The following is a 26,029-nucleotide window of genomic DNA, read 5'->3' as shown; positions in this document are numbered from 1 at the left end:
CGACTAACGTTCCCCAGCTGGCAGTTCGATTTCACTGGGGGAATTAGATGCCACGCAAGGAACGCCCGCTCGACACGGGCGACACAGCCGTGCTCACGTTCGCGCGGGAGCTCCGGTCGCTGAGGGAGCGAGCCGGCAAGCCGACCTACCGCCAACTGAGCTCGATGACGCACTACTCGGAAGCGGCGCTGTCACAGGCCGCCGCCGGCCGGAAACTACCGACGCTGCAGGTCACGCTCGCGTACGTGCGCGCGTGCGGCGGCTCAGAGGAGGAGTGGGAACGCCGCTGGTACGCCACGGCCGTGGCTGACGGACCGGAACCCGAACCGGATGCCAACGCGCCGTACGTGGGCCTCGGCGCGTTCCAGCCGGAGGACGCCGAACGGTTCTTCGGCCGGGACAAGCTGGTCGACCAACTCGCCGACCGGGTCGCGCGACAACCGGTCGTCGTCGTGGTCGGCGCGTCAGGGGCAGGCAAGTCGTCGCTGCTCAGAGCCGGTCTGATGCCCAGGCTCGGCAACCGCGTGGCGCTCTTCACACCTGGCGTGCAGCCGCTCGACGAGCTCACCAAGGTCGTCCGGAACGCCGGTGAGGACTCGGTCCTGGTGGTCGACCAGTTCGAGGAGATCTTCACGCTCTGCGAGGACCGGGACGTGCGCAGGCGGTTCGTCGACCAGCTGACCGCGCGCCGGGTCGTGCTGGGCGTGCGGGCCGACTTCTACGGCCACTGCACGGACTTCCCCGCATTGGTCGAGGCGATGGGCAAAGCGCAGGTCACGGTCGGACCGATGACCACCGACGAGCTGCGCGCCGCGATCATCCAGCCCGCCCGCCGCACCGGGCACGCGGTCGAGACCGCGCTGGTCGCCGAGCTGGTGACGAACTGCGCCGAACAGGCGGGCGCGCTGCCGTTGCTCTCGCACGCGCTGCTGGAGACGTGGCACCGCCGCAAGGGCAACACCCTGACGCTGCAGGGCTTCCGGGCCGCGGGCGGCTTCGAGGGCGCGCTCACCCGCACGGCCGAGTCGGTGTTCGCGCAGTTCACCGAACGGCAGCAGGAGCTGGTGCGGTCGCTGTTCATGCGGCTCACCGCGGTCGGCGACGGCACGGAGGACACCAAACGCCGGATCAGCCGCGACGAGCTCGACGACGAACCGGACACCGCGCTCGTGCTGGAAGCGCTGACCACGCACCGCCTGGTCACCGTCGACCACGACCGCGTGGAGATCACCCACGAGGCGTTGATCCGCTGCTGGCCGCGCCTGCGCGAATGGCTGGCAGCGGACCGCGACGGCCTGCGCGCCCACCGCGACCTCGCCGAGTCGGCGGCCGTCTGGGAGTCGCTGGACCGCGATCCCGGCGCGCTGATCCGCGGTGCCCGGCTGGCGTCGTTGCGTCCGTGGCTGACCGAACCGCCGCATCCGCTCACCACCCGCGAACGCGAGTTCCTGACCGCCAGCCTCACCGCGGAGCAGGCCGAGCTCGCGTCGGCCCGCCGGGGCCGACGAAGACTCCAGGTCTGCGTCGCCCTGCTGGCCATGCTGCTGGTCGCGACGACCGGGATCAGCCTGGCCGCCCTTCGAGCCACCTCCGAAGCGACCCGGCAACGCAACATCGCGCTCTCGCAGAAGGTCGCCCAGGACGTCGAACGGCTGCGGGCCGCCAACCCGGCCCTGGCCGCTCAGCTCGCGCTCGCCGCCTACCGGCTGTCCCCGACCACCGAGGCCCGCAGCCAGGTGCTCAGCTCGTTCACGCCGTTCTACGCGACCCGCCTGACCGGCCATTCCGATCACGTCAACGCGGTCGCCCACGCCCCGGCCCGGCACCTGCTCGCCAGCTCCAGCCGCGACAGGACGATCACACTCCAGGACGTCACCGACCCGCACCACCCACGCGAGCTGTCGACGCTGACCGCGCACACCGAGAGCGTTGTGCACGTCGCGTTCAACTCCGACGGAACGGTGCTCGCCACGGCGGCATGGGACCGCACAGCCCGTTTGTGGGACACCACCACCGGCACCGTGCTCGCGACACTCCCCCACACCGACCTCGTCAACGCCGTGGCGTTCAACCGCGACAACCGGCTCCTCGCCACGGCGAGCAGCGACCGGACCGTCCGGGTGTGGGACCTCGCCGACCTTCAACACCCGCGCGAGGTCGCAGTCCTGCCGCACAGCGCCGCCGTCGTCGCGCTCGCGTTCAGCCCGAACGGAGACCAGCTCGCCACCGGCTCGTGGGACGGCTCCGCGCGTGTGTGGGAGCTGAACGGCATCTTCCGCGCGTTGCCCGGCCACGTCGGTGCGGTGCAGGCCGTCGCGTTCAGCCCTGACGGCCAGCAGATCGCCACAGCCGGGCAAGACCGCGTCGTGCGGTTGTGGCCCGTCGGCGGTGGCGAGCCGCGAGTGTTGGCCGGGCACACCGATGGCGTGCGCGGGCTGGCGTTCAGCGCGGACGGCCGCCTCGCGAGCACCGGCGTCGACCGCACGGTCCGCGTGTGGAACCTAGCCCAACCCGCTGATCCCCTGGTGCTGACCGGGCACACGGCTGCTGTTGTCGGCGTGGTCTTCGTGGGCGCGAACGTGGCGACCGCGAGCGACGACCACACCGTCCGGCTGTGGGACCTGCCAGGTGGGCTTCTCCAGGCGCACAACGACTCCGTCTACGCCGTGGCGACCTCCGGGTCGCTCGTCGCAACGGGAAGCTACGACCGTTCGGTGCGGCTGTGGCAGAACGGCACCTTGCTGTCCGTCCTCAACGGACCTGACGGTCCGGTGAACTCCGTGGTGTTCAGCCCGGACGGCAAGACGCTCCTCGCCGCGAGCGCCGACCACCGCGTGCACCGGTGGAACATCACCGATCCGGCGCGCCCGGCCCCGCTGCCTCCGCTCGCGGGCCACTCCGACGCCGTGAACGCCCTGGCGATCAGCCCTGACGGTCACGTCGTCGCCACCGGCGGCACCGACCGCGCGATCATCCTGTGGGACGCTCGGACAGGTTCGTCGCTCGGCACGCTGTCCGGCACGGCGGAGTCGGTGCAAGCCCTGGCCTTCAGCCCCGATAGCAAGCTTCTGGCCAGCGGTTCCGGCGACTTCAGCGTCCGGATCTGGGACGTGGGCGGCCGTCAGGTCGTGAAGCACCTGACCGGCCACACGCACACCGTGAAGTCGGTGGCGTTCAGCCCGGACGGCAACCTCCTCGCCACCGGCAGCACCGACTCCGCGGTCCGCCTGTTCGACCTCGCCGCCGGCACACCGGCGACCGAGCTCACCGGGCACACCGACGTCGTGCACGCCGTCGCGTTCTCCCCGGACGGCCGGACCCTGGCCAGCGCGAGCGCCGACCGCGACGTGCGGCTGTGGAGCGTTTCCGAACGGGCCCCGCTCGCCACGCTGTCCGGGCACGCCGAACGGGTCTACGCGCTGACGTTCAGCCCCGACGGTCACACGTTGCTCAGCGTCGGCGGTGACCGCACGGTCCGGCTGTGGGAGGCCGACGCCGAACACGCCGCCGATCGGATCTGCGCCACGGCGTCACCGGCTCTGTCCGAAGAGGACCGCAACCGCTACTTCCCCGACGTCGACCACGCTCCCATCTGTCCGAAGTAGAGGGTCGGGCCGGGTCGCCGCCCACAGCGACCCGGCCCTGCTCACGAACTCAGAGGAACTCCACGAACGGCCGCGCGCAGTCGTGCCAGGAGCTCGTCGATGCCGAAGGGCTTGGTGACGTGGTCGTCCGCCCCGGCATCGAGCGCCTCGGCCTTACGCGCCGAGTTGCCGTCGACGGTGAGCACGACGATGGGCACCGTGGTCCAGCCGCGCATCCGGCTGATCGCCTGGACCCCGTCGAGGTCGGGCAGCCCGAGGTTCAGGACGACCACGTCCGGCTTGTGCGTCGCAACGTCGGTCAAGGCCGCGTGTCCGTTGATCGCGACTCGGACGTTGTAGCCGCGCGCGGCGAGGTTGATGCGGAGTGCCCGGATGATCTGCGGCTCGTCGTCGACAACGAGGACGGTCGTCATGCGGAGCACTCCTTCGCCGGGTCGTACGCGGGGAGAGAGACGACGACGGTGAGACCGCCACCTGGCGTGGCTTCGGCGGTGATCGTGCCGTTCATCGCTTCGACGAATCCCTTCGCAACGCTCAGGCCGAGGCCCGTGCCTGTGGACGTCTGGCGATCGCCGAGCCGCTGGAACGGGATGAAAGCGGTCTCGAGGACCGTTTTGTGCAGTCCGGGGCCGTGGTCGACGACGCGGAGTTCTACGCGATCGGCGTAACCACTGGCACGGATCGCGACCCGGCGAACCGCGGCGAGAGCCAGCCCCTCGTCGGCCAGCTGCTCTGCAGCAGCACACCCGTGGCGCAGGGCGTTGTCGATGAGGTTGGCCACCACCCGTCCAAGCAGTCCTGGGTCGGCCACCACCAAGGGCACGCGGTCGTCGAGCTCCGCGCAGACGAGATGCCTCTCGCTGATGCTGGAGAAAGCGCCGGCGACCCCTTCCTCGTACCTGACGGGCCGCAACTGGGCTGTCACCACGCCTGCGGCCAGCCTCGACGGGTCGAGGAGGTTGTCGACGAGTCCGATCAGGCGGCCGGAGGACTCCGCGATCGTGGCCATCAGCTCGGACGTGTCCGCGGAGGAAAGCTGCAGGCGCGGCGAACGCATGCTGTCGATCGCCGCCTTGATGGAGGTCAGCGGCGTGTGCAGGTCGTGTCCCACGGACGACAGCAGAGCGGTCCGGAGTTCCGTGGCTTCCGCGCGTTGGCGCGCACGTTCCGACTCGGCCGCCAAGCGCTGATGGCGGACTGCGAGCAGCGCGGCCGCGACCGGGTCGTCGTTGGTGCTGTGACTCAGGAAAACAGTCGGTCTGAACCGGGCACCGCTCTCCTCCCCTTGCGGGTCACGACTGCTCGTGGTCGATCTCCCGCAACGCCACGTCGAGTGCTTCGAGATAGGTCATGTCGGCCACCACGGTCTTGCGCTTGCGGCCGAGCATCGTGCGCTCCGCGGGCTGGTCGCGGGTCTGCCACCACTTCGCTCCGTGGGCGGTCGACCGGATGACCAGCGTGCCACTGGGCAGCGTCAGCTCGTATTCGTGGACCTTGAAGTGGTCGAGTTCGCCGTCCAACAACGCCAGCAGCACACACGCGCGTCGCAGTGCCGCCTCGTACGCCTCCGTGTTCTGGTCGCACGGCGGCAGCACGATGACGACGCGCGACCTTGCCCCGGCCTGCCGGATCTGCTCGATCTCCCAGACGAAACCGTCGCCGAAGTCCCGGTCCGGCGGCAGGATCAGCACGATGACGTGTGCGCGGCTGATGAGTCGCTGGGCGACCTCTTGCCATACATCGTCGGCGGCGCGCATCAGGATCGGTCCCGGCGGGGCGAACGTGGTGCGCTGGTCGACGATGCCGTAGGTGTCCATGTCGAGCACCGTGCGCGCGGCGCGGGTGACGAGTTGCTCCATGGTCAGGTTGCGGGTGAAGGGCCCACTGTCCGTACGGCGTTTGGCCCCCGTCTTCGGCAACACGATCTCGGCGTCCTGTCCGAACGGCCGCAGGATGAGGCAGTACTTCTTCCGGGCCCGCAGCAACCCGAACACCACCTGCTCGTGCGACGGCGTACCCGCCGACCGCGGGTACTTGGCGGCACCCACGACGATCATCACGAGTGCGCTCAGCCCCATGCCGAGCACGCCGCCCACGCCGCTGAGCTTCTCCAACCCTCCCATGACGAGCAAGGCGAGCCCCGTCGTCAGGCCGACGAACAGCACGATCAGCCCGCGCACGCGGGTGAATCGGTGGAGCCGCACGAACAACGCCTTCACGCCAGTTTCTCGATCGCCAGCCGTAGATCGTTACGGGCCATACGCTGACGGTAAGCCTGGTACGCCGGGAGTGGACGGCTGTACCTCGGCTCACGGTCGAACAGGGTGCGGTCGTCGGGCAGCGGCACCGCCGCCAGCGCACCCACCCAGTTGTAGGTGAGGACTTCCTGCTGGGCCATGATCAGACCGCGCTGCACGCCCGCGTCTTGCAGTTCGGCACCGTCGCCGACTTCATCGACTCTGGTTGACCACGCCCGTCGGCCGCGGGCGTCCGGGCTCGTCCTCGAACGGGAGGTCGTCGTCGATGAGCACCGGCACGCCTTCGCGGACCACCGGCTCGAACTCGACGTCCCACGACCGCCAGCCGTCCGATCGGAAGAAGATCACGTGCATGACGGGGCAAGCTAGACCCGTTGCGCCGCATCACACCGGTCACACCGGGAAGTGCATCGTGCGGTCTGCCAGGACGAACACCTCGCCGTGCACGTACCGCCGCACGCCCTCCATCAACGCAGCGACCTCGACCTGGCGGCCCTCGCTTGTCAGCTCGGCCGTGGAAAGCACCCACATCGGCGTGGGTCTCGCCCCGGACGGTCTACACCGTCGTGCGGCCGAGGCTTGCGGCCTGACACCCAGCCAAGCGGCACCGTCGCTCGCCGGGTGAACCGCTGGTCGGTCGCGCGCAAGCGGGACAGGCACCTCGGAGTGTTCCGCCGAACTCGGCCCGGCGGCGCGGTGATCGGGCTATCGTCCGCGCACCAAGTCGAGGGGGGATCATCATGGGCGCGTCCGGCTGGTTGTACTACACGGAGTTCGACCCGAACCCGATGGCGGTGCTGACGACGTTGCACTGCCATGTGCTCGCCAGCCGCGAGTACCTGTGGGGAGACGACGCGCCGTGGCCGAGCACGCTCCAGGAGCTGCACGAGCTGTACATGGAGCACGAGCGGCTCGCGGAGCAGGGCACGCACTCCATTCTGGACATCTGGCAGGTCGGGACCAGAGACGACATCGGCACGATCCTGCCGCTGCCTGCGAACACCGTGCGCACGGTGTTCGGCGGCGGCGAGCCGACCAAGGAGCAGTTCGAGGCCGCGTACGAAACCGATGCACTGCACGACTTCCCGCGCGGGAGTGGCCGCTTCACCACGCTCTTCGAGGACGGCAAGCCCGCCGAGATCGCCGTGTGGGGCGTCTCGGGCGACTGATCAGTCCTCCGGCACCCACGTCAGCAGCCGCACCCTGGCAACGGTGCAGGTGCGTTCGCGCATGCGCAGGCTGTCCTTGAACTCGTTCACGGCGTCACAACCTGCCGAATGCCGTAGTCGGACATCACTGCTGATACGTCAGTGAGCAAGAGCAGGTGGTCGGCTTTCAGCGCGATCGCGAGCTCGGCCGAGGTGAGGTCCTCGTCCACGACCGCCTCGACGCCGTGGAGCTACCCGTTGTCGACGACGGGGCTCCTCCCCCTCCGGCACAGACCACGATGGTCCCGCCGCTCACGAGCTGCTCGACGGACTCCTGTTCGACCAGCCGGAGCGGCTCGGGTGCGCGGTCGTAGATCGGGCCGATGAACTCAGTTGGCGCTGCGAACGCCGGATCTGCGGCGTCGACGACGGTTTGGGTGACGACGGCGAGGACCGGTTTGCGGACGCCCGCGTTGCGCTGGGACCGGGCGAGCCAGTAGCCGATCATGCGCTGGGTTTCGGCGCCGAGGGTGTCGAGGGGGTACGGGCGGGTGAGTGACGGGTCGGTCTCGCTTTCCAGGGCGAGGCTTTGCTGGACGGCGGGCAACACGATCAGCCGACGCCGGCAGCCGAGCTGTTGGCACCGACCGGGTGCGGGAGCGGCTGCGACCGGCCTGCTCCCGCACGGTGCGGCTACTGACTTTCGGCGTAGTGAGTGGCGCCCCACCAGTCCACGACGACGACGTCCTCGTCGCCGACCACCCATGCGTCGTGTCCCTCGGGCAGGCTCGTGACCTGACCCGGGGTGGCGTCGAACTCGGTGCCGTCGGCCATCCGCACCCTCAGCGTGCCGGACACGTGGTACTGGAAGTGCGGCGCTTGGCAGAGGTCGGTGCCCGCGATCGGCTTGACGTGGGTGGACCAACGCCAGCCCGGCTTGAGTGTCAGCCGGCCGACCTCGCGGGTGTCGTCGAAGCGGAGCAGTTCCACGTGCCCGTAGTCGAAGTCGCGGACCTCATCGGGCTTTTCGAAGTCGCGGTGGTCGAACGTGGTCATCGCGCACCGTCCCATGCCTGCACACCGAGTTGGCGGCTGATTCGTCCGCCTGCCAGGTCGAGCACCGCGGCGCACAGGACCTGGGTGCCGTCGGGATAACGGCAGGACTCCAGGTAGGCGACGTGGTCGCCGGTGACCACCACGCGGTCGAGGGAGTGGGTCATGTCGCGGGCGGCGATGTCGTCCAGGTAGGCGCCGATCGCTGTGCCCCGCAGGATCCTCGGGTCACTCGGGGAGTTGACGCTGTCCACGATGGTCAGTTCCGCGTCGTCGGTGTAGAGCGCGGACAGGGTGGCCGCATCGCGTTCCTCGATGCCGCGGCGCAGTGCCTCGACATCGAATGTCGTTTGTTCGGTGGTACTCACGGTTCCGCTCCTTCCTGAGGCGTGGGAGGAGCGTGCGCTGCCACCGTCAACGCACCGTCAACACCGGACGCGCACGTTGCCCGAGCGGCATCGCGGATCGACACTGACGAGGTGAGCACTTCGCTGGCGGTGCGCCTGTTCGGCGCATTCGAGGTCGTGGCCGACGGCACACCCGTCGTGCTGCCCCGCCAGCGCAAAGCCTGCGAGCTGCTGGCCTGGCTGGCGGTGCATCCGGGCCAGCACTCACGGTCACGGCTGGCTGCCCGGTTCTGGCCGGACGTGCTCGACGCCAGTGCCCGCGCGAGCCTGCGCAGCGCGATCTGGGCGTTGCGCGGCGCATTCGGGCCCGCGCGGGCGTGGTTGCTGGCCGACCGCGAACGCGTCGGGCTGAGGGCTGACGGGCTGACCACGGACCTGCGCGTGTTCGACGAACTGGTTGCGGCGGGCAAGCTCGCCGAGGCCGAGCGGGTGCGCAGTGGAGACGTGCTGCACCTCTTCGACAGCGACTGGGTGTTCGAACTGCGCGCCGAATACGACGACAAGTTCGCGGCGCTGCTCGACAAGCTGGCGCAGAACGGCGACCCGGACTACGCCCGCCGCGCGCGGCGCCTGCGAGGCCGTTTCGACATGCCGGCCGATGACGCGCCGACGGTACCGGAGCACGATCTTGTGGGCCGTCGCACCGAGATGGCGGCGGTGCGGCGGTGCTGGGACGCGGCGCGCGCCGGGTCGGGCACGGTCGTGGCGATCACGGGCGACGGCGGGATCGGCAAGACCCGCCTGGCCGAGGAGGTGCTGGCGATCGCGGGTGCGGACGGCGCGCACGCCGCGGGTGGCGCGGGGCCGTCAGTCCCGTTCGGAGTGTGGCTGGAGGCGCTGCGAGCGCTGGCCGACGACTCACTGCCGGACGCGTGGTGGCCGCAGGCTCTGTCCGGCTTGCTTCCCGGCGCCGCGCCCGACCGGTCGGTGCCGCCGAGCCACGATCTCGACCGGGTCCGCGTGTTCGAGGCCGTGGTCTCGCTGCTGACCTGGGCATGCCGATCGGGTCCGGTGGCGATCGTGTTGGAGGATCTGCACCTGGCCGACCCGTCCAGCCTCGAGCTGCTCGCTCACGCGGGCAGGCGGGTGACCAAGCTGCCGATCCTGCTCGTGGTGACCCGCCGCCGCCTGCCACCGCGCCCGGACGTCGACCGGGTGTGCGCCGCGCTGCGGGCCGGCGGAGCGCTGGGGGTGGAGCTCGATCTCGCGCCGCTGCCCCGTGAGTCGGTGCGGTCGCTGGCACGCGCGACCGCACCGTTGTCCGCCGGGCAGGCCGAGCAAGTGGTGGCGGTGGCGTCGGGCAGTCCGCTGCTGACCGTGGAGCTGGCCCGCGCGCTGGCCGGGGGCGCGGACGCCGCCGAGGGCCTGCGCTCCGCGACCCGCTGGGCCACTGGCCGGTTGCACGGCCCCGCGCGGGTGTTCGTCGAACTCGCTGCCGTAGCGGGCCGTGACCTGCAACGCGCCGAGATCGCCGCGCTGCCGGGGCTGGCCGACCCCGCACAGGCGGCCGCCGAAGCACTGGGTTCCGGGCTGTTGCGCGAGCGCGACGGCACGATCGGGTTCCGGCATGCCCTGCTCGCCGACGCGGTCGCCGCCGACCTGTCGGACCCGGTACGTTCCCGCAGGCACGACGCCATCGCCGAGGCTTTGCGCCGCGCGCGGCGCAATGCTCCGCGCCGAGCGGCGGAGATCGCCCGGCACCTGCGGCTGGCCGGGCGCGACGAGCAAGCCGTCGCGCACCTGGTGAAGGCCGCCGCTGCGGCACGCTCGGTGTGCGCGCTGGTCGAAGCCGCCACCCTGCTCACAGAGGTCACCGAGATCGACCCGCACGACCCGGACACGTTCGTCGAGCTCGCCGAGGTCGAGGCCTGGCGAGGACTGCTCGGCGAGTCGGACGCCGCGTTCGACCGGGCGCTGGAGCTGATCGCCCCGCTTGACCGGGGCGCACTGGTCAGCGCCTGGCTGCGCCGGGGAAGGTGGCTGCGCGGCGGGCTGTGCATCCCTCGCGAGTGCCGCCGCTCCTACGCCGCAGCGCTGGACGTGCTCGACCGCGACCCGGACGCCGACCCGGACGCGCGGATCGAAGCACTCGCGGGCATGGCCTGGGCGGAGGCTGTGACCGGCGGCGTAGCCGCCGCGGAGGAACTGCTGGTCGCGGTCGACGCGCTCACCCACCGCAGGCCGGTCGGGGACCTGCTGGCGCACGACGTCAGCGTCGCCCGCGCGCACATCCTGCTGCGGACCGGCCGGTTCGCCGACAGCTATGCGCCACTGATCGCCGCCGCCGCGGCAGCCAACCGGGCCGGGCGTCCCGACCTGGCCTTCCCGAGCCTGCTCAACGCCGCGTCGGCCGCCGCCTGCCTCGGCGCGTTCGACCGTGCCCTGGACTTCATCGACCGCAGCGTGCCACTCGTGGCACCCAACGGACTGCTTCGCCTGGGTGTCTACGCGCACTCGGCCCAGGTGTCCGTGTTGTGCCGGCTGGGCCGGGTCGGTGAGGCTGCGGCACGCTGCGACCAGGGCGCCGTGCTGGCGGAGCGGCTGAGCCTGTCCGAACTGGTAGGTCTCGTCCACCACGACCGAGCCACCATCGCCCGCACCACCGGCGACTGGGACCGCGCCGCCCACGAACTCGCCACCGCGATCGACCTGAACGCCCCGGTCGGCCGCGCACTGGCCCGCCTGTACCGCGCCGACGCCCTGGCCCGCGCGGGCAAGCCGGCCGAGGCGGAGGCGGAACTGCGCGCGGTCGCCCAGGAACCGGTGTCGCCCGCCGACTTCCCGGACACGCTCGTCGCCCGCATGTCGGCGGTGCAAGGCCTGATCGCGGCGCGCCGGCACGATCCCGAGCTGGCCAGGCGTCGGCTGAGCGAGGCAGTCCGCGGGTGGCAACGACGCGCCGGGGACACCGGCCCGGGTTACGTCGCCGCGCTGATCGACCTGGGCCGCCCACCGCTGACCGCGCTGGTGGAGCCCGACCGCGAGCTGGCCGCGATCACCGCCGACCTGAGAAGCATCGATGCCGACGTTCGCTGAGACAGCACACAGCGCCGCCCCACCGGAGGAGGTGTGGAAGCTGCTGTACGACCCGAGCCGCTTCCCGGAGTGGTGGGCCGGGGTCGGCACGGTCGAACCGTCCACCCAGGACGGTGAGCCCTACACCATGTACCCGGATGGCTACCCGGACTTTCCGATGCCACAGCTGCTGTGCGGCGACCAGCGACGCGGCAACGTGACGATCTCCTGCCTGGTGTCGGACCTCGTGTTCGCTTGGCGGCTGCGCGAGGTGGACGGCGGCACGCAGATCGACGTGCACGTCGAGATCCCCGACGCCGAAGCCCACCGTCTGGACACCCAGCGGGATGTGATCCACCGGTCGATGCGCGCCCTCGCCGAGCTCGCCGCCCGGGAATGCGGGTGAGGTCACGTTCGTACGCTTCCCCAATGGCGTCCATGGACAGAAGTTCTTCCGTAAGAACACGGACACAAGTGCACCGGAGCGGCTGCCGACCGTGCTTCTGCGCGGCGGCTCTCGGCGGGAAGCTGAGGCTGATGAGGTCGTTCGCCATCCGCTGCTTCACGAACTCGCCGCACTCGTGTGGCCGCCAACCTGGCGGCACTTGAACTCCACGTTCCTCAGTGGACGGAGCGCGGGGATCGTTGGAGGTTCGCAAGGAACGACGCATCGCCACGGGTGCACACAGTGCGACCCCGATCACTCGACGGCGACGGTGAGCGCCGCGGTGTGCAGCCTCCCTCCGTGGGAGAACTCGAGGAACAACCGATACTCGCCACGTTCGGCGAACACCGAGCGGAACGTCAGTTCGCCGTCGATCAGCGGGGCGCTCACCGGCTCCACAGGATGCATGTGGGTTGCGGACAGCAGCATCGTGTGGAACCCGGTCATGTGCCCGTTGGCGCCCAGATGCGGATCGAGCTTCTCGACCGGTTCACCGTCCGGTGTGCGGATGGCGAACCGCAGCGAACGCTCGCTCAGCAGCGGAAGCGCGGCGGCTTCGTCGACCCGGGTCACCGTGTAGCCGGTCGCGGTGACGGTGCGAGCCTCCGGAGCCGGAACCGGTACCAACGAGGTGTCGCCGGCGACGCTGAACGGAACGCCGAGCACCACGGGGTGGCGAGGATCCTTGGTGTCCAACGGGATGAACTCGGCGAACATGCGGTAGGCGCCGCCGTCGGGCAGATCGACCGCGGTGTGCCAGGTGTCGCCGTCCAAGGTCGGGTGCACGTGCCGGAACACGTTCATGTCGTCGCGGACCACGAAGAAGTGCATTTGTTTGGTCTGGTTGTCGAGGAACCGGGTGACCGGTTTGCCGTCAGCGCCGAGAACGCGGAACGCCACTGGAACCGACGGTCCCCGGCCGGCGGGCATGACAACGCGTTCGAACCGGTAGCCGCCTTCTACTTCGGACAGACCGTCGCTGTGCCCGGCAGGCACCACGGCGGCGGCCTGCTGGTGCTGCGAGTGCACCGAGCCGGGGGTGGAGCGGAACAGCATGAACGCGCCCGCGGCCACCACCACGACGGCCACCAGCGCGAAGATCCAGTCGGTGACGCCCAGCTTGCGCATGATCTACCCCCACGCGGGGGTGCCCCGGCCGCGGCCGGGGCACCTCACCTTCAGAACTGCAGGCTCCAGGCGTCGATGTAGCCGGTGTCGGAGCGGTAGACGTCCTGCACCTTGAGCTGCCAGGTACCGGAGGCCGTCTCCGCCGAGGCGTCCACGGTGTAGGTGGTGATCACGTTGTCCGCCGAGTCGTTGTTCGACCCCTTGAGGCGGAACGTGGAGCCGTCGGGTGCCACGAGGTCGATGACCAGGTCACCGCGGTAGCTGTGCTTGACGTCGACGTTGACCTTCAGCGCCGATGGCGCCTTGTCCGCAACACCGGAAACCGTCACCGAGGAGGTGATGGCCGCGCCGGCGTCGGGGATGGCCACGTCCGCCGTGTTCTCGAACTTCCCGCCGGCCGGAGGAGGTTCGACAGCGCCGAGGTTGGGCTTGACCACGACCAGCCCCTGCTCGATGCCGTTCACCAGGACGATGCCACTGGCGAAGTACGGGTAGTTGCTCCACGCCCCGTTGAACTTCGCCTCGTTCGCTGCCGGGTAGATGTCGAAGAACCCGGCCTCGGTCAGCTGTGCCGAGGCGACGCCGCTGACGTCCAGGATCCGCAGTCCGGCCTGGTAGTTGGCCTGGTAGGAGTACTTGCCCTTGATGTACTGGTTGTGGTCGATCGCGTTGGCCGGCGAGTTGTAGACGCCGGTGTGCACCGGGTTGGCCAGGCTCGCCAGGTCCCAGATGTAGGTCTTGGTGCGCTTGTCCGTGCCGCGCGACTCGTCCAGTTCGTCGTCGAGCAGGAAGTACCGCTGGTCCTCGGTCAGCCAGCCCTGGTGCGAGTACTGCGCGCCTGAGTAGCCCTTGCGGGAGATCTGCACCGGGTTGGCCTTGTCGGTCACGTCGACGATCGTCAGCGTGTCCTCGTTGGAGTTGAAGCAGATCTCCTTGCCGCGGTAGGCCGCGTCAGGGCCGCGGTAGATCACGCACTGGTTGTCGTGCGTGTAGCCGTCCTGCGACACACAGCCGGCCTTCACCGGCGACTTCGGAGTCCTGATGTCGACGATGTGCGGGCCGCCGCTGCACGTGTTGGAGCCGATCGCGTAGGCGAAGCCGGTCTCCTCGTTGATGGCGATGTTGTGCGCCGGGCCGAACTCCTTGTAGAGAGCGTCGGCGGTGAAAGTCTGCGGCGTGGTGATCGTCCGCAGCCTGGTCAGGTCGAACACCTGCATGCCGTGTCCGGTGATGAAGTCCGCGACGATGAACGCGTGGTCCTTGTAGACCTTCATGTCGCGCCACGTGCTGCTGCCGCCGTTGGACGGCAGGTTGCCCAGGTAGCGGGGCGCTGTCGGCGTGCTGACGTCGACGAACGCGGTGCCGTTCGTCCGGCCGACGATCGCGTACTCCTTGCCGGAGGACGGATCGGTCCAGCCCCAGATGTCGTTGCCGTTGCCACCGCCCATCTGCGCGAGCGGCAGGACGCTGAGCAGATCGACGTTCTTGCAGGGGTAGATGTCAGCCTTGCCGTCGACGCACGGCACACCGGCCGCGGTGCCGGTCACCGCGTGCCGCTCGGCTGGACGGTGGTCGGAGAGGAACGCTCTCGCCGCCGCCTGCCCTTCGGGGGTGTCGGGGTCGTGCGCGGACGCGCCCGACATCGTGAGGGCGATCGCCGACGCGGTCAGCACGGCGAGCGCCCCCAGGCGCAGGGTCTTCATGAAGTTGGGCTCCTCACGGAATCCCGGCCGCCGAGGCGGACGGGTGCAGGGTTTCCGATCAGAGACCGACGGTAGGACGAGTGACCATCCCACGGGAACCGTCGTTCGTCTGGTCTCCAAGAACCGAAGAACCCGCCAGCGACTCTTGCCCACGTTCTGACCCTTGCGCGGTGACACCGGACCACAGTGCGTCCACAACAGATGACCGACCCGATGGCGATCGCCCGTGGGGTCGGGGCCCGCTCAGCCGGACCGCATCATGATCGCCAGGGACGCCGCCAGGATCACGAAGATCCCCGCCATCGCGACCCATCCGCCCGCGGTGGCAAGTCCGAGTACGACTGCGGGAACCAGCACCAGGGCCAGAACCACGACGACCGGTCGGAGGGTTCCACGGGAGTCGAACAGCATGCGACGCATACCGACAGCGTGCCAAACAGGCGCGAGCAGCCTCACGCAGTACCCAACTCGCACCGCGCCCTGCTGCGAAGAACACGAAGGCGGCCGAGGTCGCGCGCCTTCTCGGGGGGCGGCCTCGTGGTGACCACGGGTGAAGTTCCCAGATCTGTGATCCTGGACTTGTCCATCCAGTCGTGCACTGTGACATCCGCGGTGTGCGGACACCTCACCCACCTGCAGACGGCGTACGGCGGCAGAACCGAATGTTCCCAACCGGTCTTGAAGGTGCTGCGGCGAGGAAGCGCAGGCGGATCTGCTTGCCCGCAACACGACGGACGCCTGGCAAGATCGTCCACAGTGGACACGGATGGCGCCGGTCGCCCCGCCCGGTTGGCAGTGCGCACCAAGGCGGACATGATGATCCGATGGACGTGAACGAGGTTCTCCTGCCCGGTGTGGGCCTGCGGTACGAGTTCACCAACGCCGACGGCGACCGGATCGGCATCGTCGCCCGCCGCGAGGGCAGCTTCGAAGTGATCCGCTACGCCGACGACGACCCCGACGAGGCCCAACCGCTGTTCCGGCTCACCACGGCCGAGGCCGACACCATCGCCGAGATCCTCGGCGCGCCGCGCATCGCCGAGCGGTTCGCCGATCTCACCAGGGAGGTACCCGGCCTCAGCGCGGGCCAGGTCGTCGTGCCCGCCGCGTCTGCCCACACCGGCAAGCCACTCGGCCACACGCGGGCACGCACCCGCACCGGCGCCTCGATCGTCGCCGTCGTCCGCGGCGAGGACGTCATCGCCTCCCCCACACCCGACGAGGTGTTGCGACCCGGCGACGTGCTTGTCGTCATCGGCACTCACGACGGCATCAAGGGCGTGCGCGACATCATCGAGAGCTGACGATGCACACCTCCTTCGCGCTGCTGCTCGAACTCGGCGTCATTCTCGTCGGGTTGAGCGTGCTCGGCGCGGCCGCGAGGCGGTGGTCGTTCTCCCCCATCCCGCTCTACCTGCTCACCGGGCTCGCACTCGGCAACGGCGGCATCGCACCTGTGCCCGCGGCGGGCGAGTTCGTCGAGGTAGGTGCGTCGATCGGGGTGGTGCTGCTCCTGCTCACGCTCGGCCTGGAGTTCAACACCGCCGAGTTCGCCCACAGCCTGCGCCGCCACGTCCCGTCCGCGGTGCTCGACCTCGTCCTCAACGCGACGCCCGGCGCCATCGCGGGCTGGCTGCTCGGCCTGCACTGGACCGGGGTCCTCGCGCTCGCGGGCGCTACCTGGATCTCCTCGTCCGGCATCATCTCCCGGCTGCTCAGCGACCTGCGCCGCCTCGGCAACCGCGAAACACCAGCCGTGCTGTCGATCCTGGTCATGGAGGACTTCGCCATGGCCGTCTACCTGCCGGTGCTGGCGGTCCTCGCCTCGGGCGGCACCTGGTGGCAGGCGCTCATCGGCGTGATCGTGGCAATCATCAGCGTCGCGGCGGCGTTCACCGCGTCCCACCACTGGGGCCACCACGTCAACCGCTGGCTCGCGCACCCCGACGACGAACAACTCATGCTCCGCGTCCTCGGCACCACCCTCGTCGTCGCCGCACTCGCCGAGCTCGTCTCCGTCTCCGCCGCTGTCGGCGCGTTCCTCGTCGGTCTCACCCTGACCGGAGACACCGCCGAACGTGCCCGCGCCGTGCTCGCACCGTTGCGCGACCTGTTCGCCGCCGCGTTCTTCCTCGCCATCGGCTTCGCGGTCAGTCCAGCCGACCTGCTGCCGGTGCTGCCCGCCGCCTTCGCACTCGCCGCAGCCGGCACCGTCACCAAGATCGCCACGGGCTGGTACGCCGCCCGTCGTGACGGCATCGCGATGCGCGGTCGGCTCCGCGCCGGCACCGCGCTCATCGCACGCGGCGAGTTCTCCATCGTGATCGTCAGCCTCGCCGCGGCAGCGAGCCCGGAACTCGGACCGGTGGTCACCGGCTACGTCCTCATCCTCGCCACCGCGGGCCCGTTGCTCGCCCGCTGGTCCGGAGACTGGCTGCGCGCCACTCCGAGCGCCGATCCACCTCCGGTTCGCTGATCCGGCGCCATGTCTGCTCGAGACGGTCCCGCAGACGTCCGAGATCCGCGGTGACGCTCTTGCGAACCTGGCGGGTCATCAGCGGCGTCGCCCTGCCGAAGAACCTGCCGGGCGCCCCGCTCGCTCGGATCGGCCGCTTGGTCGCCAGATCCGCGTCGCGCAGTGCCACGACTGCACGTTGCCGTTCCGGCAGGTCGTCGGGTGCCCGCGCCCTCCGCGGATCACCGCCAGCCAGGTGTCCGGCAGCGAGGCGAAACGCGGCCTTGTCGCCGGAACGAAGCCCGCAGGCAGCACGCCAGGAATCTACCGGTACTCGGGGTTGTCGAAGTCGTAGCGGCAACCCGCGTCCCAGCCGGAGCGCTGGTTGCCGTGCGCGGGGATTCCGCCTGCGTCCTTGAGCATCCGCGCGAGGTGCAGCAGGTTCCACGTCATGAAGGTGGTGTTGCGGTTGGTGAAGTCGTTCTCCGGGCCACCCGATCCAGGGTCCAGATAGGACGGTCCGGGTCCTGCCTCGCCGATCCAGCCCGCGTCGGCCTGCGGCGGAATCGTGTAGCCGAGGTGCTGCAGGCTGTAGAGGATGTTCATGGCGCAGTGCTTCACACCGTCCTCGTTCCCGGTGATCAGACAACCGCCGACCCGCCCGTAATACGCGTACTGACCGGCGTCGTTGAGCAGGTGCGAGCAGGCGTAGAGGCGTTCGATGACCTGTTTGGTGACGGAACTGTTGTCGCCCAGCCAGATCGGTCCTGCGATCACCAGAATGTCCGAGGCCATGACGCGTTCGTAGATCTCCGGCCAGGCATCGGTCGCCCAGCCGTGCTCTCTCATGTCCGGCCACACACCAATCGCGATGTCGTGGTCGATCGCACGCACCACCTCGACCTGGACGCCCTGTTTCTCCATGATCGCCCGGCTGACGCCGACCAGGCCCTCGGTGTGACTGCGGTCAGGCGATCGCTTCAGCGTGCAGTTGATGAACATCGCCTTGAGGTCGCGGTAGTCGGTCATGCGAAACGCTCCTTCAACGCGGTCAGGCACGGCAGGAAGATCCCGTCGCGGACCTGGGAGATCACCTGGGGCTCGTCGGTCATGTCGCGGTCGAGATCGGCCCGCCACTCGACAGGCGACATGCTCTCGGAGGCTGGGGGCACCCGCACGCCGGAGACCTGGTCGCGCACCGACGGGTCCGCGGTGTCCTCTGCGACGTACCGGTTACCGCGGTCGGCGTCGTCGTGCGCCACGAGCCGCAGGCGGAGAAGTCGCGGTGCAACGCACACCTCATCGGCAGGCGCATCGAGCACAGCGCAGGCCACGATCCTGGGCATTCGTCAGCTCCTCACAGAGGTGGGGTCTGCCGACTCAGCAACCACTCGTGCACGGTGCGCGCGGTGGGCAGGATCGAGCGCGTGGTCGCAACGTCCCCGTCTGCCGGGTTCGTGCGCAGCCAGCGCCACATCGCGCTCAGGTCCTCGCCCACGAACCGTTCGAACATCCACACCGGCATCGGAAAGCGCCCCGGCCGGCGCCCGAACACATCGCGCCAAAGCTCACGGCACTCGGCTACGCTCCGCACATCGGAGGCGAGCTTCAAGTCGGCTCCCACGAACCGGTCCGGCTCGCGGAACACCCTTGCGGCCACCGCGCCGAGGTCGTCAGCGCACAGCCACGGCACTGGGCGGTCGGCACCCATCAGTTTGGGCATCAGGTGCCACATCGCCACTGGCGGGTACAGGTCCTTGTCCGTCATCAGCTCCATGAAAGCCGTCGGCCGCAACACCGTCAGTGGAAGGCCGAGCGACTCCAAACAGGACTGCACGACCAGCTTCGACTCCCACTGGCCGATGCCCGTGCCCGGCTCGCCCGTCCCCGCAGACCCGTAGACGACGTGCCGCACGCCCGCCTCGGCAGCCGCGGCACCGACGCTGCTCCCCTGCACGATTTCCGCATCCACTCCGCTGATCATCGGATTCTGCACGCTGAACACGCCGTAGGCGCCCCGGAACGCTGATCGCAATGACCCGACGTCCGCCATGTCGGCACGGACGACCTCGGCACCGGCCTCAGCCAGCCGGCGGCAGGCGACCGAGCCGGGCGTGCGCGAGAGCGCTCGCACCCGCCAGCCGTCAGCCAGCAGATGACGGGCGGTCGCGCCGCCCTGTCGTCCTGTCGCACCCGTCACCACGACCAGCCGAGCGTCGCCCATCGCGAACCTCCCGACCGTCTATCGCTTCCTCGTTCCGGCTGATTACGCCGAACGCATTCCGATGACAGCGCGGAATCGAGCTGCTACAGCTCGTCACGCGGTTGACCGCACGAGCGAACCCAACAGGGCTCAACCCACGAAGCGATCGGCGCGGAGCCGGCCAATCCGCATCCAGGGTCCGCAAGGCGGCGATCCGCGCGGTCAGCCAATGCAGAAGATCCACGCCACGGGCCCAGCGCATGCGTCCAGCGGGAGGGTGTGGGTGATGATCCCGGGTCCGGCCACCGCGGCGAGCAAGCACGGTGGTCGGACCCGGCCTCGCCGGGCCACCCGCGCAGAATGTCCACAGTGGACGCGTCGATCTCCCCGCTCGAACGAATCACACGGACTCTGGTCTTCTGGGTGAGGACCGAAGCTTCGCACGCGTGCGAAGCTTCGGTCCGCGAGGCGGAAATCCCCGGGCCGGCCGTGGGCCTGTGGGGTCACGCCTGGAGCTTCTCCCGGCGCTCCTGCTGGCGGTAACCGTATGCGGCGTTGCGCACCGCCTCATCGCTCTCCAACCGCGCACCGAGCGCACCGGCCACGGTCGCGACCGACGCGGCGAGCCACGCCAGGCCCAGGTAGTCGCGCACGGCCGGCGCATGGCCGATCTCCTGTGCCAGCACCGACGGTTCGAGCACGAGCAGGGCCGCCGCGAGCACCACCACGAACAACGCCAGGTACAGCGTCGAGATCCCCAGCACCAGGGTGAGCACCGTGGTGAGGTTGTACAGCCGCGCCCGTTCCCTCCCGATCGCGTCGGACGGGCGCTCCCACAGCTTGTGGCTGACGATCAGCCACACCACCATGGCCGTGATCGACAACAGCGTCGCCGCCACCAGCCTGACCACGCTCGAGTGGGTGCCGAGCGTCCACATGGTCGCGCTGATCAACGTGTACGCGCCCGTTCCCAGCGCGGCGACGAGCACGCTGGACAGGCCCATCGCGAGCCGCCACGGCCGGTTCGCCCTGATCATGCCCGCGAACAGCCGCAGCCGGCCGCGCAGGCCCGGGGCCACGAACCGCACACCGATGTCGTCGCTGGGTGAGTCGACCCGCTGGGCGAGCCGTTTCATCGGGATCTCACGGTCCCTGAGCTCGGCCACGAGGGCACTGACCACGTCACCGGTCTTGCGGTGCAGGCCCCAGCTGCCCAGCGCCGGAAGCGACGCCACCGCCAGCCCGTCGTCGGCGCTCGCGTCGGCCACCACCGGGTCGGTGCCGTCTCTGCGTGGCAGGTCCGTCAGGCACACCCACAGGTCGCAACGGTCCTCCACGACCTGATCGCGCACCGCCTGCACAACGTGCCGCACAGAGCCGTGCTCGTCGGCGGCGAACTGATCGCAAACGGGCACCACCCGCCACTCCACGTCGCCGTCCACGTCACGGCGCAGCCGCCGCGGCAGGTCTTCGGCGAGGTCCTCCACGATGTCGGTGGCCAACCCGGGATCAGCGAGCAAGCCGAGCACAACGGTCTCCTGCATGCGCCGCCGAGTACCCCGCGAGAAACTCGGACAGTCATCTGGAATCCGCCGATGACCAGACCGCGGGACTACTGGTGGTACGGGTTGTCGAGGAGCACGCCGGTCATCCAGATCTGCGGATGGGCCTTCACCATCGGGACGATCACGTCACCGTCGAACACGTCGAGGTCGTAGAAGCACAGCGCGTACACCGGGCGCCTGTTCACCCACAGGCCCGCGTTCATCTCGTACCGGAAGAGCGCGTCGAGCTGTTCCGGGCTGCGCGGCGACCTACCCACCCAGCTCATGTCACCCGCGACCCGGCACGGTGTTCCCTCCCTCTGCGACCACTCGTCCAGCTCGGCCACGATCGCCTCGCCGTCCAGCACGTCGTCGCGCTGGTACCGGACTTCCGGCTCCTGCACCTGGAGTCGCGGGTGCGGACCTCCCAGTCTCTGTTCCGCGTCGCCCTTCTCCCCGTCGACGGCGAAGTACCGGCACGCCTCGCCGCGGCGAAGTCCGTCGAACAGGAACGGGATCACCAGGTCGTCCCGTTCGGCGCGGCCGTGGTGGAACACGCACAGGTGAGAGTGCATCTCGAGCCGTGACCACCTCGGCGGTGTCGCAGCAACTGTCCAGGCTGGAGCGTGAGGTGGGTCAGCGCCTGCTGGAACGGCAGGGACGCGGCATCCGGCTCACCGACGTCGGCGACCTGCTCGCCGAGCACGCCGGCAGGCTGCTGCAACAGGTCGAACACATCGAGACCGACCTCGCCGACCACCGCGGCGCCGTGTCCGGAACACTCTCGGTGGCCGCGTTCGCCACGGCTGCCCGCGGCCTGGTGCCGCCTGTGCTGCACACACTGCGGGAGCAGTACCCGAACCTGTCCGCGCGGCTCGTGGAACTGGAGCCTGTCGAGTCGATCGCACAGCTGCGCCACGGCGACATCGACATCGCGGTCGTGCAGGACTGGCCGGAAGAACCACTCACAGTGCCCGACGGGATCTTGTCCGCCCCGGTGCTGGAAGACGTTCTCGATGTGGCGCTCCCCGACCAACATCCGTTCTCCGCCCAGGCCACGGTCACCCTGGACGAGCTGCGCGGCGAGGACTGGGTGGGCTGGCCCAGCGACGAGATCTGCCACGGCTGGCTCGAGAAAACCTTGCGCCGCAGTGGAATCGAGCGCCGGATCAGGCACACCGCCTCAGAGCACTCCACCCAGCTCGCACTGGTGGCGGCAGGGCTCGGGGCCGCGATCATCCCCCGGCTCGGCCGCGGCCCCACACCAGAAGGTGTCCGGTTCGTGCCGCTGCTACCCACACCCCGGCGACGCGTATTCGCGTTGTGGCGCAACAGCAGCACGAACCGTCCCGCGTGCCGGGCGGCACTGCGCGCCTTACAGGAGGCCGCTCAGCAGTGCGCCATCAAACCGAGTGGCCGACCGTGAGCAGCACCGGACGATGACCCCCGGTCAGGTCTACTTCAGCGCGGCCCTGTCCTGTTCCGCGGCGGCGCTGATGATGCAGCTGCCTGCCGCCGGGATCTGAGCAACCGCTCAGCTTCCAAGACACGCGCCGCCGTGATGCCGGTCGTGTCAGCGCTTCCGGCTGCGGTAGGCGCGTTGTTGGCAGCTTCGCGAGCAGTAGGCGCGCGGACGGCCCGAAGCGGGTTGCTCGATCGGCCCGCCGCACATCGCGCAGGTTTCGTCACGCGTTCCCTCACGCTGCGCGATGCGCAACTCGACGCCGTCCAGCACGAGGGCCAGGCCGAACTCGAACGGGTCCGGCTGCTCGAAACCGCCCGTCTCCCACAGCGCGGTGAGGGTCGGGTAGCGGCTCATCCGCGACCAGAGTCCGTCGCGCGCGCCCCAGAACTCCTCGTCGCTCACCCCGCTGTCCCGCTCGGCGCGCGCCGCCTCGACCAGTGCCAGGGCCTCGGCGTCGAGGAAGCGGCCCAGCAGGCCCGCCGCCGCCACGACCTCCGCCGGCAGGAGGGGTGTGCTCGCCAGGATGCTCAGCAGGTGCTCGTACTGCGCCAGCGCGTTCGGCCCCGGGAGGTGCCGCGTGCTGCGCTCCTCGGCCAGCCACGGGTGGCGTTTGCGCAGCTCCCAGCCGTGCCGGACGGCCGCCTCCAGGCGCTCGCGCCACGGTGCGCCGGTGTCGTCGGGCGCGGGCGCGTCCAGGACGGCGTCGCGCATGAGGTCGACCAGGTGCTCCCGGCTGGGCACGTGCCGGTACAGCGACATCGTGGTGAAGCCCAGGTGCTCGGCGACCTTGCGCATGGACAAGCCCGCCAGGCCCTCCGCGTCGGCGACCTCCACCGCGGCGGCCACCACCCGCTCCGGGCTCAACCCCGGCCGCACGTCCTCGTCGCGCCACAGCAGTTCGACCCGCTCGTTGTCCTGCGTCACCCAACACCTCCTGTTTATAGTATAAATACGTTTATGGCATACACAACCGAAGTCCACGTGGCCCTCGACGGCGACGACGACTCCCCCGGTACCCCGGACCGGCCCTTCGCCACGATCGACCGGGCGCGGAGGGCGGCCCGGGAGGCGGTGGGCGACGTGGTCGTCCATGTGCGGGCCGGCACCTACCCCGGGCCGTGGGAGTTCACCGAGGAGGACTCCGCGCGGGAAAACAGCCGAATCACCTACCAGGCGAACGGCTTCGGCACGCCCGCGCAGGACGAGGTGGTGATCGGCGGCGGCCGGGTGATCACCGGCTGGCGGGCGGGCGGTGACGGCGTGTGGGGTCGTGGACGTCGGCACGCTCGACACCCGCCACCTCACGGTCGGCGGTCGGCGCGTCGAACGGGCCGCCATCGACGGAATCCCGGGCGAAGTGAGTGAAAATGAGTCAGGTTACGTCACGGATGCTCGCCTCGACTGGCGAGCGGGCGTCGAGTTCGTCCACCGGGGCGTCTACCCGTGGACCGAGGCCCGGCTCGCGGTCGAGTCGGTCGCGAACGGCACGATCACCATGAAGCAGCCCGCCTTCTCCTGGGCCCGGCAGCTCTACAACTCCTCCTGGGACGGCCAGACCTCCTCCGGTCCCGGCCTGCCGACCCGCGTGGAGAACGACCCTTCCTTCCTCACCGAACCGGGCACGTTCGCCCTGGACCGCTCGCGCCCCGGCGAGCACGTCCTGCACTACCTCCCGCGCACCGGCGAGGATCCCGCTGTCACCCAGGTCGTCGCTCCGGAACGGGACACGCTGCTGGTGGCGACGGGCGCCAGCGGCATCTCGTTCCGCGGCCTGATCTTCGCCGACACCACCTGGCTGCGGCCGACCGGCGACCGGGGCTTCCTGCACTACCACGGCAGCGGCTTCCACGACGGCGGCCGGATCGACACCGTGGTCGTCGTGGAGGGCCAGTCCTGGCTGACCGTCACCGGCGAGCCGGAGACCGTCCCGGCGTGCGCGTCCCTGGTCGACACCACCGGCATCCGGTTCGAGGGCTGCCGCTTCACCCGCCTGGGCTCGACGGCGCTCGGCGTCACCGGCGGCGCGGACACCGTGGTGCGCGGGTGCGGGTTCGACACCCTCGCCGCCGGCGCCATCACCCTGACCGGCACCTACCGGGCGGTGGTCGAGGACAACGAGATCCACCGCGTCGGGCTCGACCACTCGGGCTCGCCCGGCATCGCCCTCCTCGCCACGGTGGACTGCACGGTCGCGCACAACCACGTGGACGACGTCCCGCACTGCGGCATCGTGGGCGGCCCGGCGAAGGGCACGCGCATCCTGCACAACCACGTCACCGGCGCGATGGGTGTGCTGGCCGACGGCGGCGGCATCTACGTGTCCGGGCCGCAGGGCGAGTCGCACGAGGACGGCGCGGTCGTACGCGGCAACGTCGTCACCGACACCCGCACCCCGTACAACTTCGCCCTCTACACCGACTACGGCGCGGCGTGGGTGACGGTGGCGGACAACGTGGTGCGGCGCGCCGACAACACCGCCGTGCTGCACGTCCATCCGCCGCTGGACAACGTGGTCTACCGCGGCAACGTGTGGGACGCCGACCCGGTCGGCAGCGACGCCGTCCCGGATTCGGTCACCTACGAGGACAACGCGACCCTGACCGACGCAGCCGGCCTGGACGCCGCCGAGGCACGCGCACAAGCCGGACCTCGCCGACGCTGACCGCACCCTGCCCGCGGCCCCTCCACGGGTCGCGGGTCCCTGTGGGGCGCCACCACCGGAAGACGGCCGCAGGCAGGTGGAGCTGAGAGGGCGCCCGCAGGCACCCTCTCCTCCGCGTACACCTCAGCTGGCCTCGACCAGCAGCGGAGAGGCGACAGATTCGTTCGTCAGGTCCACCGGCACCCCGCCCCAGTAGCGATCGATGCACGCCCGTTCGAACGGCTTCGTCACGTGGATGTACTCGGGCAGCGCCCAGAACAGCTGCGCCTTGACCTTCAGCACGCCCGGTCCCGTGCCCAAGTTGGTGGCGCAGACGTGCGTTTTCCCGAAGATCCAGGTGGGAATCGTGGTGGTATGTCCCGGCAGCAGCACGACCGCGGACGAGTTCGTGGTCACCTCTCCTGGCGGCGGTGCGGTGTCTGCCGAAGCCGTCGCGCTCGCGGTGGCGGCGACGCCGACGGCGAGCAGAGCGGCCAGTCCGACGCGCGCTGCCCTGTTCTTGAATGAGCTCGTGTTCACATCGACCTCCGTGATTCGTGAATGCTTTCGGTGGTACGAATCAAGGATGTGACATGCCTGTTGGCCGCCCGTATACGCCGCATATATCCGTGCCGTACACGGACGCCACGACCTGCAGGGACCAACGAATTCGAATGATCGCGATTTCTGGCTGCTCCCCGTACGCCGCGCCCATCTCCGCGGCGCATCCGATGGTTCCGCGGAATCGTTCGAGCGCGTCGATGACAGCCACGTCGACCTCCTCGCGGCTCGGGTGGGTACCGGTGGGCACCGAGCTCGCGAACAACGCCTCCGCCAGGTCGCAACGCCTGCGGTCGCCTGCCTTGATCATCGCTTCTCCCCTGGTCATCGGTACTGGACGTGGCAAGTTTCGCCTTGCCGCGTATATCCGGCGTAGCGCCTGGGTATGGCGTGGTGCC

The 26,029-nt window shown here is 69.9% G+C and carries 29 protein-coding genes and 1 pseudogene; 9 read left to right on the top strand and 21 right to left on the bottom strand.

The genetic code is table 11. From position 1 onward, the window contains the following. The first annotated feature begins 47 nt into the window (after window positions 1-47). Window positions 48-3,605 (top strand): helix-turn-helix domain-containing protein, encoded by a 3,558-nt coding sequence (locus tag LFM09_RS18020; RefSeq protein WP_414097623.1) that lies wholly within the window; start codon window positions 48-50, stop codon window positions 3,603-3,605. A gap of 62 nt (window positions 3,606-3,667) precedes the next feature. Here LFM09_RS18020 and LFM09_RS18015 read toward each other — a convergent pair. From LFM09_RS18015 to LFM09_RS17990, 6 genes and pseudogenes are all read right to left on the bottom strand, one after another. Continuing rightward, window positions 3,668-4,018: pseudogene (locus tag LFM09_RS18015) on the bottom strand (response regulator); the annotation flags it as partial. Further along, complete coding sequence (locus LFM09_RS18010) at window positions 4,015-4,788, bottom strand: sensor histidine kinase (RefSeq protein WP_414097622.1); 774 nt, start codon at window positions 4,786-4,788, stop codon at window positions 4,015-4,017. The gene LFM09_RS18010 and the pseudogene LFM09_RS18015, both read right to left, overlap by 4 nt. 109 nt (window positions 4,789-4,897) lie before the next feature. Continuing rightward, a complete protein-coding gene (locus tag LFM09_RS18005; protein WP_414097621.1) occupies window positions 4,898-5,824 on the bottom strand; it encodes a hypothetical protein in 927 nt (308 codons plus the stop codon). Beyond that, window positions 5,821-6,021: a hypothetical protein gene (locus LFM09_RS18000; protein WP_414097620.1), complete on the bottom strand. Its 201-nt coding sequence runs from the start codon at window positions 6,019-6,021 to the stop codon at window positions 5,821-5,823. Before LFM09_RS18000 ends, LFM09_RS18005 begins: the two co-directional genes overlap by 4 nt. A gap of 34 nt (window positions 6,022-6,055) precedes the next feature. Continuing rightward, on the bottom strand, window positions 6,056-6,217 hold the full coding sequence (locus LFM09_RS17995; RefSeq protein WP_414097619.1) for a hypothetical protein: 162 nt from the start codon (window positions 6,215-6,217) through the stop codon (window positions 6,056-6,058). A gap of 39 nt (window positions 6,218-6,256) precedes the next feature. After that, the gene (locus LFM09_RS17990; RefSeq protein WP_414097618.1) at window positions 6,257-6,394 is read right to left on the bottom strand and encodes a hypothetical protein; all 138 of its coding nucleotides are present in this window, start codon (window positions 6,392-6,394) and stop codon (window positions 6,257-6,259) included. A gap of 209 nt (window positions 6,395-6,603) precedes the next feature. Here LFM09_RS17990 and LFM09_RS17985 point away from each other — a divergent pair, with 209 nt between their 5' ends. Next, window positions 6,604-7,032, top strand: coding sequence for a hypothetical protein (locus LFM09_RS17985; RefSeq protein ID WP_414097617.1), 429 nt, complete (start codon window positions 6,604-6,606; stop codon window positions 7,030-7,032). Between the two features lie 86 nt (window positions 7,033-7,118). Here the strand turns inward: LFM09_RS17985 and LFM09_RS17980 are convergent, their stop codons facing one another. From LFM09_RS17980 to LFM09_RS17965, 4 genes are all read right to left on the bottom strand, one after another. Beyond that, the gene (locus LFM09_RS17980; RefSeq protein ID WP_414097616.1) at window positions 7,119-7,241 is read right to left on the bottom strand and encodes a hypothetical protein; all 123 of its coding nucleotides are present in this window, start codon (window positions 7,239-7,241) and stop codon (window positions 7,119-7,121) included. After that, window positions 7,199-7,621: a hypothetical protein gene (locus LFM09_RS17975; protein WP_414097615.1), complete on the bottom strand. Its 423-nt coding sequence runs from the start codon at window positions 7,619-7,621 to the stop codon at window positions 7,199-7,201. The genes LFM09_RS17980 and LFM09_RS17975 overlap by 43 nt, the downstream gene beginning before the upstream one ends. A gap of 83 nt (window positions 7,622-7,704) precedes the next feature. Then, complete coding sequence (locus LFM09_RS17970; RefSeq protein WP_414097614.1) at window positions 7,705-8,067, bottom strand: cupin domain-containing protein; 363 nt, start codon at window positions 8,065-8,067, stop codon at window positions 7,705-7,707. Then, a complete protein-coding gene (locus LFM09_RS17965; protein WP_414097613.1) occupies window positions 8,064-8,432 on the bottom strand; it encodes a nuclear transport factor 2 family protein in 369 nt (122 codons plus the stop codon). Before LFM09_RS17965 ends, LFM09_RS17970 begins: the two co-directional genes overlap by 4 nt. A gap of 111 nt (window positions 8,433-8,543) precedes the next feature. On the opposite strand from LFM09_RS17965, the gene LFM09_RS17960 reads away from it, so the two are divergent. Beyond that, complete coding sequence (locus LFM09_RS17960) at window positions 8,544-11,507, top strand: ATP-binding protein (RefSeq protein ID WP_414097612.1); 2,964 nt, start codon at window positions 8,544-8,546, stop codon at window positions 11,505-11,507. After that, entirely contained in the window at window positions 11,491-11,892 is a 402-nt protein-coding gene (locus LFM09_RS17955) for an SRPBCC family protein (RefSeq protein WP_414097611.1), read from the top strand. The genes LFM09_RS17960 and LFM09_RS17955 overlap by 17 nt, the downstream gene beginning before the upstream one ends. A gap of 294 nt (window positions 11,893-12,186) precedes the next feature. Here LFM09_RS17955 and LFM09_RS17950 read toward each other — a convergent pair whose 3' ends face one another. From LFM09_RS17950 to LFM09_RS17940, 3 genes are all read right to left on the bottom strand, one after another. Further along, entirely contained in the window at window positions 12,187-13,059 is an 873-nt protein-coding gene (locus tag LFM09_RS17950) for a hypothetical protein (protein ID WP_414097610.1), read from the bottom strand. Window positions 13,060-13,109: 50 nt separating this feature from the next. After that, window positions 13,110-14,762, bottom strand: coding sequence for a choice-of-anchor B family protein (locus tag LFM09_RS17945; protein ID WP_414097609.1), 1,653 nt, complete (start codon window positions 14,760-14,762; stop codon window positions 13,110-13,112). Window positions 14,763-15,005: 243 nt separating this feature from the next. After that, on the bottom strand, window positions 15,006-15,182 hold the full coding sequence (locus LFM09_RS17940; protein ID WP_414097608.1) for a hypothetical protein: 177 nt from the start codon (window positions 15,180-15,182) through the stop codon (window positions 15,006-15,008). Window positions 15,183-15,586: 404 nt separating this feature from the next. Here LFM09_RS17940 and LFM09_RS17935 point away from each other — a divergent pair, with 404 nt between their 5' ends. Both LFM09_RS17935 and LFM09_RS17930 read left to right on the top strand, forming a co-directional pair. Next, on the top strand, window positions 15,587-16,066 hold the full coding sequence (locus LFM09_RS17935) for a cation:proton antiporter regulatory subunit (protein ID WP_414097607.1): 480 nt from the start codon (window positions 15,587-15,589) through the stop codon (window positions 16,064-16,066). Window positions 16,067-16,068: 2 nt separating this feature from the next. Beyond that, window positions 16,069-17,238, top strand: coding sequence for a cation:proton antiporter (locus LFM09_RS17930; RefSeq protein WP_414097606.1), 1,170 nt, complete (start codon window positions 16,069-16,071; stop codon window positions 17,236-17,238). A gap of 303 nt (window positions 17,239-17,541) precedes the next feature. Here LFM09_RS17930 and LFM09_RS17925 read toward each other — a convergent pair whose 3' ends face one another. From LFM09_RS17925 to LFM09_RS17905, 5 genes are all read right to left on the bottom strand, one after another. Next, window positions 17,542-18,246, bottom strand: a complete 705-nt coding sequence (locus LFM09_RS17925) for a flavodoxin family protein (protein ID WP_414097605.1) — start codon at window positions 18,244-18,246, stop codon at window positions 17,542-17,544. Continuing rightward, complete coding sequence (locus LFM09_RS17920) at window positions 18,243-18,563, bottom strand: hypothetical protein (protein WP_414097604.1); 321 nt, start codon at window positions 18,561-18,563, stop codon at window positions 18,243-18,245. The genes LFM09_RS17925 and LFM09_RS17920 overlap by 4 nt, the downstream gene beginning before the upstream one ends. An 11-nt stretch (window positions 18,564-18,574) precedes the next feature. Continuing rightward, entirely contained in the window at window positions 18,575-19,441 is an 867-nt protein-coding gene (locus tag LFM09_RS17915) for an NmrA/HSCARG family protein (RefSeq protein WP_414097603.1), read from the bottom strand. Between the two features lie 482 nt (window positions 19,442-19,923). Beyond that, a complete protein-coding gene (locus LFM09_RS17910; protein ID WP_414097602.1) occupies window positions 19,924-20,964 on the bottom strand; it encodes a hypothetical protein in 1,041 nt (346 codons plus the stop codon). A 68-nt stretch (window positions 20,965-21,032) separates the two neighbouring features. Further along, window positions 21,033-21,539 carry an MEDS domain-containing protein gene (locus LFM09_RS17905; protein ID WP_414097601.1) on the bottom strand — a complete coding sequence of 169 codons (507 nt, stop codon included), beginning with the start codon at window positions 21,537-21,539 and terminating at the stop codon, window positions 21,033-21,035. Window positions 21,540-21,547: 8 nt separating this feature from the next. Between LFM09_RS17905 and LFM09_RS17900 the strand changes: the two genes are divergently transcribed. Beyond that, window positions 21,548-22,390, top strand: a complete 843-nt coding sequence (locus LFM09_RS17900) for a LysR substrate-binding domain-containing protein (RefSeq protein WP_414097600.1) — start codon at window positions 21,548-21,550, stop codon at window positions 22,388-22,390. A 147-nt stretch (window positions 22,391-22,537) separates the two neighbouring features. On the opposite strand, the gene LFM09_RS17895 is transcribed toward LFM09_RS17900, so the two are convergent. Further along, the gene (locus LFM09_RS17895; protein WP_414097599.1) at window positions 22,538-23,353 is read right to left on the bottom strand and encodes a TetR/AcrR family transcriptional regulator C-terminal domain-containing protein; all 816 of its coding nucleotides are present in this window, start codon (window positions 23,351-23,353) and stop codon (window positions 22,538-22,540) included. A 33-nt stretch (window positions 23,354-23,386) separates the two neighbouring features. Here LFM09_RS17895 and LFM09_RS17890 point away from each other — a divergent pair, with 33 nt between their 5' ends. Both LFM09_RS17890 and LFM09_RS17885 read left to right on the top strand, forming a co-directional pair. Beyond that, the gene (locus tag LFM09_RS17890) at window positions 23,387-23,794 is read left to right on the top strand and encodes a hypothetical protein (RefSeq protein WP_414097598.1); all 408 of its coding nucleotides are present in this window, start codon (window positions 23,387-23,389) and stop codon (window positions 23,792-23,794) included. Continuing rightward, window positions 23,787-25,091 (top strand): right-handed parallel beta-helix repeat-containing protein, encoded by a 1,305-nt coding sequence (locus tag LFM09_RS17885; protein WP_414097597.1) that lies wholly within the window; start codon window positions 23,787-23,789, stop codon window positions 25,089-25,091. The genes LFM09_RS17890 and LFM09_RS17885 overlap by 8 nt, the downstream gene beginning before the upstream one ends. Before the next feature lie 123 nt (window positions 25,092-25,214). Here the strand turns inward: LFM09_RS17885 and LFM09_RS17880 are convergent, their stop codons facing one another. Continuing rightward, window positions 25,215-25,610 carry a hypothetical protein gene (locus LFM09_RS17880; RefSeq protein WP_414097596.1) on the bottom strand — a complete coding sequence of 132 codons (396 nt, stop codon included), beginning with the start codon at window positions 25,608-25,610 and terminating at the stop codon, window positions 25,215-25,217. 40 nt (window positions 25,611-25,650) lie between these two features. Continuing rightward, window positions 25,651-25,941: a hypothetical protein gene (locus tag LFM09_RS17875; protein WP_414097595.1), complete on the bottom strand. Its 291-nt coding sequence runs from the start codon at window positions 25,939-25,941 to the stop codon at window positions 25,651-25,653. Between the last annotated feature and the right edge of the window lie 88 nt (window positions 25,942-26,029).

Origin of the sequence: Lentzea alba (genome assembly GCF_047445655.1) — a bacterium.
GTDB classification, from domain to species: Bacteria; Actinomycetota; Actinomycetes; order Mycobacteriales; family Pseudonocardiaceae; genus Lentzea; species Lentzea alba_A.
This window is presented reverse-complemented; position numbering and strand designations above follow the sequence as displayed.

Excerpts from the sequence above, each read along its gene's own strand:
- LFM09_RS17985 (WP_414097617.1), top strand. The coding sequence starts at position 6,604 with ATGGGCGCGTCCGGCTGGTTGTACTACACGGAGTTCGACCCGAACCCG.
- LFM09_RS17925 (WP_414097605.1), bottom strand. The coding sequence starts at position 18,246 with ATGACCGACTACCGCGACCTCAAGGCGATGTTCATCAACTGCACGCTG.
- LFM09_RS17910 (WP_414097602.1), bottom strand. The coding sequence starts at position 20,964 with ATGCAGGAGACCGTTGTGCTCGGCTTGCTCGCTGATCCCGGGTTGGCC.
- LFM09_RS17955 (WP_414097611.1), top strand. The coding sequence starts at position 11,491 with ATGCCGACGTTCGCTGAGACAGCACACAGCGCCGCCCCACCGGAGGAG.
- LFM09_RS17990 (WP_414097618.1), bottom strand. The coding sequence starts at position 6,394 with ATGTGGGTGCTTTCCACGGCCGAGCTGACAAGCGAGGGCCGCCAGGTC.
- LFM09_RS17970 (WP_414097614.1), bottom strand. The coding sequence starts at position 8,067 with ATGACCACGTTCGACCACCGCGACTTCGAAAAGCCCGATGAGGTCCGC.
- LFM09_RS17935 (WP_414097607.1), top strand. The coding sequence starts at position 15,587 with ATGGACGTGAACGAGGTTCTCCTGCCCGGTGTGGGCCTGCGGTACGAG.
- LFM09_RS17995 (WP_414097619.1), bottom strand. The coding sequence starts at position 6,217 with ATGCACGTGATCTTCTTCCGATCGGACGGCTGGCGGTCGTGGGACGTC.
- LFM09_RS17940 (WP_414097608.1), bottom strand. The coding sequence starts at position 15,182 with ATGCGTCGCATGCTGTTCGACTCCCGTGGAACCCTCCGACCGGTCGTC.
- LFM09_RS17920 (WP_414097604.1), bottom strand. The coding sequence starts at position 18,563 with ATGCCCAGGATCGTGGCCTGCGCTGTGCTCGATGCGCCTGCCGATGAG.
- LFM09_RS18020 (WP_414097623.1), top strand. The coding sequence starts at position 48 with ATGCCACGCAAGGAACGCCCGCTCGACACGGGCGACACAGCCGTGCTC.
- LFM09_RS17915 (WP_414097603.1), bottom strand. The coding sequence starts at position 19,441 with ATGGGCGACGCTCGGCTGGTCGTGGTGACGGGTGCGACAGGACGACAG.
- LFM09_RS17890 (WP_414097598.1), top strand. The coding sequence starts at position 23,387 with ATGGCATACACAACCGAAGTCCACGTGGCCCTCGACGGCGACGACGAC.
- LFM09_RS17905 (WP_414097601.1), bottom strand. The coding sequence starts at position 21,539 with ATGCACTCTCACCTGTGCGTGTTCCACCACGGCCGCGCCGAACGGGAC.
- LFM09_RS17945 (WP_414097609.1), bottom strand. The coding sequence starts at position 14,762 with ATGAAGACCCTGCGCCTGGGGGCGCTCGCCGTGCTGACCGCGTCGGCG.
- LFM09_RS17875 (WP_414097595.1), bottom strand. The coding sequence starts at position 25,941 with ATGATCAAGGCAGGCGACCGCAGGCGTTGCGACCTGGCGGAGGCGTTG.
- LFM09_RS17950 (WP_414097610.1), bottom strand. The coding sequence starts at position 13,059 with ATGCGCAAGCTGGGCGTCACCGACTGGATCTTCGCGCTGGTGGCCGTC.
- LFM09_RS17930 (WP_414097606.1), top strand. The coding sequence starts at position 16,069 with ATGCACACCTCCTTCGCGCTGCTGCTCGAACTCGGCGTCATTCTCGTC.